The 4025-nt window shown below is 56.9% G+C and carries 4 protein-coding genes and 3 pseudogenes; 3 read left to right on the forward strand and 4 right to left on the reverse strand.

The features are described from left to right. Positions 1-2 precede the first annotated feature (2 nt). Positions 3-226 (forward strand): annotated as a pseudogene (gene fumC / locus SO156_RS45465) (class II fumarate hydratase); the annotation flags it as partial. 17 nt (positions 227-243) lie between these two features. On the opposite strand, the gene SO156_RS45470 reads toward fumC, so the two are convergent. The 3 genes and pseudogenes from SO156_RS45470 to SO156_RS45480 form a co-directional block, all read right to left on the reverse strand. Further along, positions 244-639, reverse strand: a complete 396-nt coding sequence (locus SO156_RS45470) for a DUF718 domain-containing protein (RefSeq protein ID WP_498539418.1) — start codon at positions 637-639, stop codon at positions 244-246. A 16-nt stretch (positions 640-655) separates the two neighbouring features. After that, positions 656-838: a DUF1059 domain-containing protein gene (locus tag SO156_RS45475; RefSeq protein ID WP_458149703.1), complete on the reverse strand. Its 183-nt coding sequence runs from the start codon at positions 836-838 to the stop codon at positions 656-658. Between the two features lie 628 nt (positions 839-1466). Next, positions 1467-1748: pseudogene (locus tag SO156_RS45480) on the reverse strand (Ku protein); the annotation flags it as partial. Positions 1749-2158: 410 nt separating this feature from the next. Between SO156_RS45480 and SO156_RS45485 the strand changes: the two are divergent. Together SO156_RS45485 and SO156_RS45490 are read left to right on the forward strand one after the other, a co-directional pair. Next, positions 2159-2251: pseudogene (locus tag SO156_RS45485) on the forward strand (ATP-dependent DNA ligase); the annotation flags it as partial. Between the two features lie 152 nt (positions 2252-2403). Beyond that, a complete protein-coding gene (locus SO156_RS45490; protein WP_498539420.1) occupies positions 2404-2643 on the forward strand; it encodes a DNA ligase-like domain-containing protein in 240 nt (79 codons plus the stop codon). Positions 2644-3055: 412 nt separating this feature from the next. Here the strand turns inward: SO156_RS45490 and SO156_RS45495 are convergent. Beyond that, positions 3056-3818 (reverse strand): IS5 family transposase gene (locus SO156_RS45495; RefSeq protein ID WP_498539419.1). Its coding sequence is split into 2 segments (ribosomal slippage): positions 3056-3397 and positions 3399-3818, totalling 762 coding nucleotides; the frame shifts between segments, so codons are not numbered across the junction. Positions 3819-4025: the final 207 nt, after the last annotated feature.

A 4025-nucleotide genomic window follows, 5' to 3' on the forward strand; every position in this document is an offset into this window, starting at 1 on the left:
GTCTGGGCAAGGTCGAAGTACCGGCACACAAACTGTGGGGAGCGCAAACGCAACGTTCCCTTGAGCACTTCAGCGTCGGTCACGACCTGATCCCCCGCGAGATGATCACCGCCTACGCAATTCTCAAGCGCTGCGCTGCCGCCGCCAACCAGCCGGCGGCCGGTTGCCCGCTCAAGCTCACGATCTGATTACCCGGCTCTGCGACGAAATCCTCGCCGGCCAGCACCCCGCACAGTAAAATCGCTATTTCAAAGACAAGATGACCGGACCCGCAACCGGATCAGTCACGCCGAGCCCGCCGCCGAGATCTTCGAGCGTATCGCGAAAAGAATTTAGAGTCGAAATCATATCAGGTCGCGCGGCAATGCATGCGTCCATATTTTTCCACTCGGCGATAATGCAATAGGAACGGTCGCCGGTCTTGATAATGTTGGCATGGAGTAGACCTTGCCAAGTTACTCCAATCGTCTTGTGTGCGTCCAAAAATTCTTGGTCGCGCCCCGCCTTCACGCGAAAGCGCACGGTATTGAAAGCCGTCACAGTCACGCTCTTCTCCCTTGGTAAATAATGTTCCCGAGATAAACGCGCATGCATTGGCAAAGCACCGAGCGCTTGACTGTCCGCTTTTGTGGCGATCACGGACCAATCTGACTGCCTATTGGGCCTTGATCATCTTTGCCAATTCCTCACGCAATTGTGGGCTATCTTGATGGCCGTGCACCGAAACAGCGTGTTGCACCGCCGCTTCCAACACTTCTTTTTTAGTATCAGCTGAAATCGCGACCGTGCAGTTCATCTCACTTGGGTAATCTCGGCAATCCACAAACATTCTGCTCATATCTGCCTCCGTTACTATTAGTATGCCGTTCGCGCTGATCGAAATTGCCTATCTCAAGAAAAAATAGCCCCGCTCATCCTGAATTTGTGAGGGTGTGGCAACACCTGCCAACTAAGACAAGCTCGTAGCCAGCCCAGTCTATCCGCCCTTTGAACGATCGAGCGTCAATCTGCTCCCTTTATGTCGCTCCGACGACGGAGCCGCTTGTATATCATACTCTGTGGAAAAGTGACTTGTCAGCTTATGGCTCCTCGCATCATTTGCTGCGTCCTCAAAAGCGGTCGCAATCGAGACCGAAGCGGACATCGATTGGTAGCGGGTACTGCCAGGATCCGTTTGACGCCGATTTATGGAGCTCTGCGGGGAGCTCAGGTGGCGGCGCTACGCCGCAACCGCCGGCTCACGAGTCGGTTCCGTTCTCTTTCGCTCCGCATCCGTAGGTACGGTCAAGCGTTTGACTTTTTGCTTGGGATAATGGTTTGGCCCAGCATGATGAACGCGATCGCCAACGCCGTCCACGATGCCATCGGCAAGCGCGTACGCAAGCTGCCAATCCGGATCGAGGATTGTCTCTGATCTCTCGCTTTCCTTCGCGCTCCAATACGTCGCAATCGCGAACCGCGCGAATGCGGATGACCGCGAAAGCGTCGTGCCCAACTTTACCGTCGGGTCGCAGATAGTAGGGACGGATCAGATCTCTTGGATCAATCTCGCTGCGGTCGACGAACTCGTCAATCTCGATCGTTCGCGTCGATTCCAGCGCGACGTTCTCGAGATCTTCCTTCGTCACCTCGATGAATGTGTCGGTGTCGACCTTGTAGCCCTTGACGATGTCCTCGTTGTCGACCTCCTCGCCTGTATTAGCGTCCACCTTGGCGTACTTGATGCGGTGGCCGGTCTTTCGGTTGAGAAGGGGTGCTAGCGGCAGAAGCGGAACGCGCCATGGCGGAGATCGGCGAACAAGGCAGGGCCCCTGATCCACCGCCTCGGGCCTGACGGATTCGATTTGTTTCGTTCTCGACGACCCAATCTGAATGTGCTTTTGCAGTTGCAAAAGAACAGAACGTGTGTCTGCGCGCCGCAAAAAGCGGCCCCAGCTCGTGGAGCGTAGCTGAGGCCGCCATGCTGCTGTTTTCCAGATGCGCTCCGAAGATCCAGAACGGCGAAAGCTCGGGCGCGTTCCTCGATTCGCAAAATAATCAGCAAATCCCTATCTTTGGCTTTATGCGCATGGCGTACGAGCTCTGTCTGGCGACCGCCGGCAAGCAGGTCCCGTCCTGCCCGGATTGGCTTCATGAGGTGAAAGCGGACGGCTACCGGATGCTGGTAATCCGGGAGGACGAGCGCGTGCGCCTGCTCTCGCGGAACGGCAGCGACTGGACAAAGCGCTATCCATTGATTGCTGGGGCCGCGCTAAAGAACCGGCAGAAGCATTTCGTCATTGACGGCGAGGCCGTGATCCTTGGCGTTGACGGCATTTCCGATTTCAATGCACTGACTCCCGCAAACACGATCACGAAGTCCAACTCTACGCCTTCGACATTCTGGCCCTGGGCGGCAATGATCTGCGGTCCCTGCCCTTACACATGCGCAAGACCAACCTCGAGCAATTGCTGGCGGACGGGATCACGATTGCTGCCTTCGAGCGGGACGAGATCGGCCCGGACCTATTCCCGGCCGCCTGCCGAATGGGGTTAGAGGCTCTGGTTTCTAAACATCGCGATCGACCTTACCGCGCAGGTCGGCAGAAATTCTGGATCAAGGTCAAGAACCGAATCCATCCGGCTATAGGGCGGGAGCTGTGACTGCGTGCGGCAATAAAACACGCCGACAATGTCTCGCCACCCTTGGAACACTCTTTCAAGCCGATGCTTGAACAATTGTTATGTTGGTTCTCTCATTAGGGATGCAAAAGATTCTGCGGCAGGCTCGGCTCTATGGCTACCTGGTCGAGCGAAACAACCAGATCTATCACCCGGGCACCTTTCACCCAGTTTGCACGAAATCGTTTGTGCTCCGCATGGTTGAGGGCGGTTGGCTGACGAAGAACGGCGATCGATACGAACTGACTACCCAGGGGCGTGAAGCGCCGGACTGACTTCTTGCGAGAACAGGCCGCTGGCGAGCGCGCATGTTTAGGAACGCCTACCATGCAAGATCATTGGTTAGGTTCTGAAAACCATGGAGCCTAAAATGCGGAAGCCGATTATTGCAGTTCTAGGACGCGGACTCATTAAGGCGCAGCCAGAGCCTGATTGACGCGAGTTGAACGAAGGCAAGGTAGTTGACGGCGAGCCTGTCGTAGCGCGTTACCACCCGACGACATTGTTTGATCCTGTTGAAGAACCGCTCGACCTGGTTGCGAGCGCGGTAGAGATAGGGGCTGAAGCAGATCGGATCGCTGCGATTGCTTTTCGGTGGGATGTTGGCCCACGCGCGCTTCCTCATGGCAAGCTCTCTGATCCAGTCGGCATCATAGCCACGGTCAGCAAGCACCATTGACCCGACTTTCAGACGAGACAGCAGTTTTCCGGCAAGTCGAACGTCGTGCGCCTCACCGTGGGCTCAGCGCCAGCCGTACCGGCAGACCATTGCTATCGACCACCGCATGAATTTTGCTCGTCAAGCCGCCGCGTGACCTCCCCATCGATTGGCGCTGGTTTCGTGTGATGCAGGCTCCATGCTGATGCACACGGACAATGGTGGTGTCGATCATCTGGACAGCGGCATCGTGGGCAGCGGCAAGTGCGTCCATGATGCGGCCCCAGACACCAGCCCGCCGCCAGCGGACGAAACGGCTATAGCAGGTCGTGTAAGGGCCAAAATGATCCGGCAAATCGCGCCAAGGTGCCCCGGATCGCAGGACCCAGAAGATGCCATTGAGAACACGCCGGTCGTTTACCCGAGGAACGCCACGCGGCTTGTTTGGCAGCATGGGCTTGATGGCAACCCATTCATAGTCGGCGAGTTCGTAGCGCATGATTCGACCCCCAGTTTGGGAGTTTGAATCACGGGGGTCCGTCCAAGCGCAACGCTTCTGGCCCGGCCCCGGTTCGGCGCTCACGGGGTGGAAGCGGACATCAACCTGCCGACACCCCCGCTGAAACCGACGAAAATGATGTGGTGGACGACGCCCGCTCCCGGCATCGAATGTGCCAAAGGGTGGTCGTTGAAAAACGAATCACCG

This window comes from Bradyrhizobium sp. UFLA05-125 (assembly GCF_059803515.1).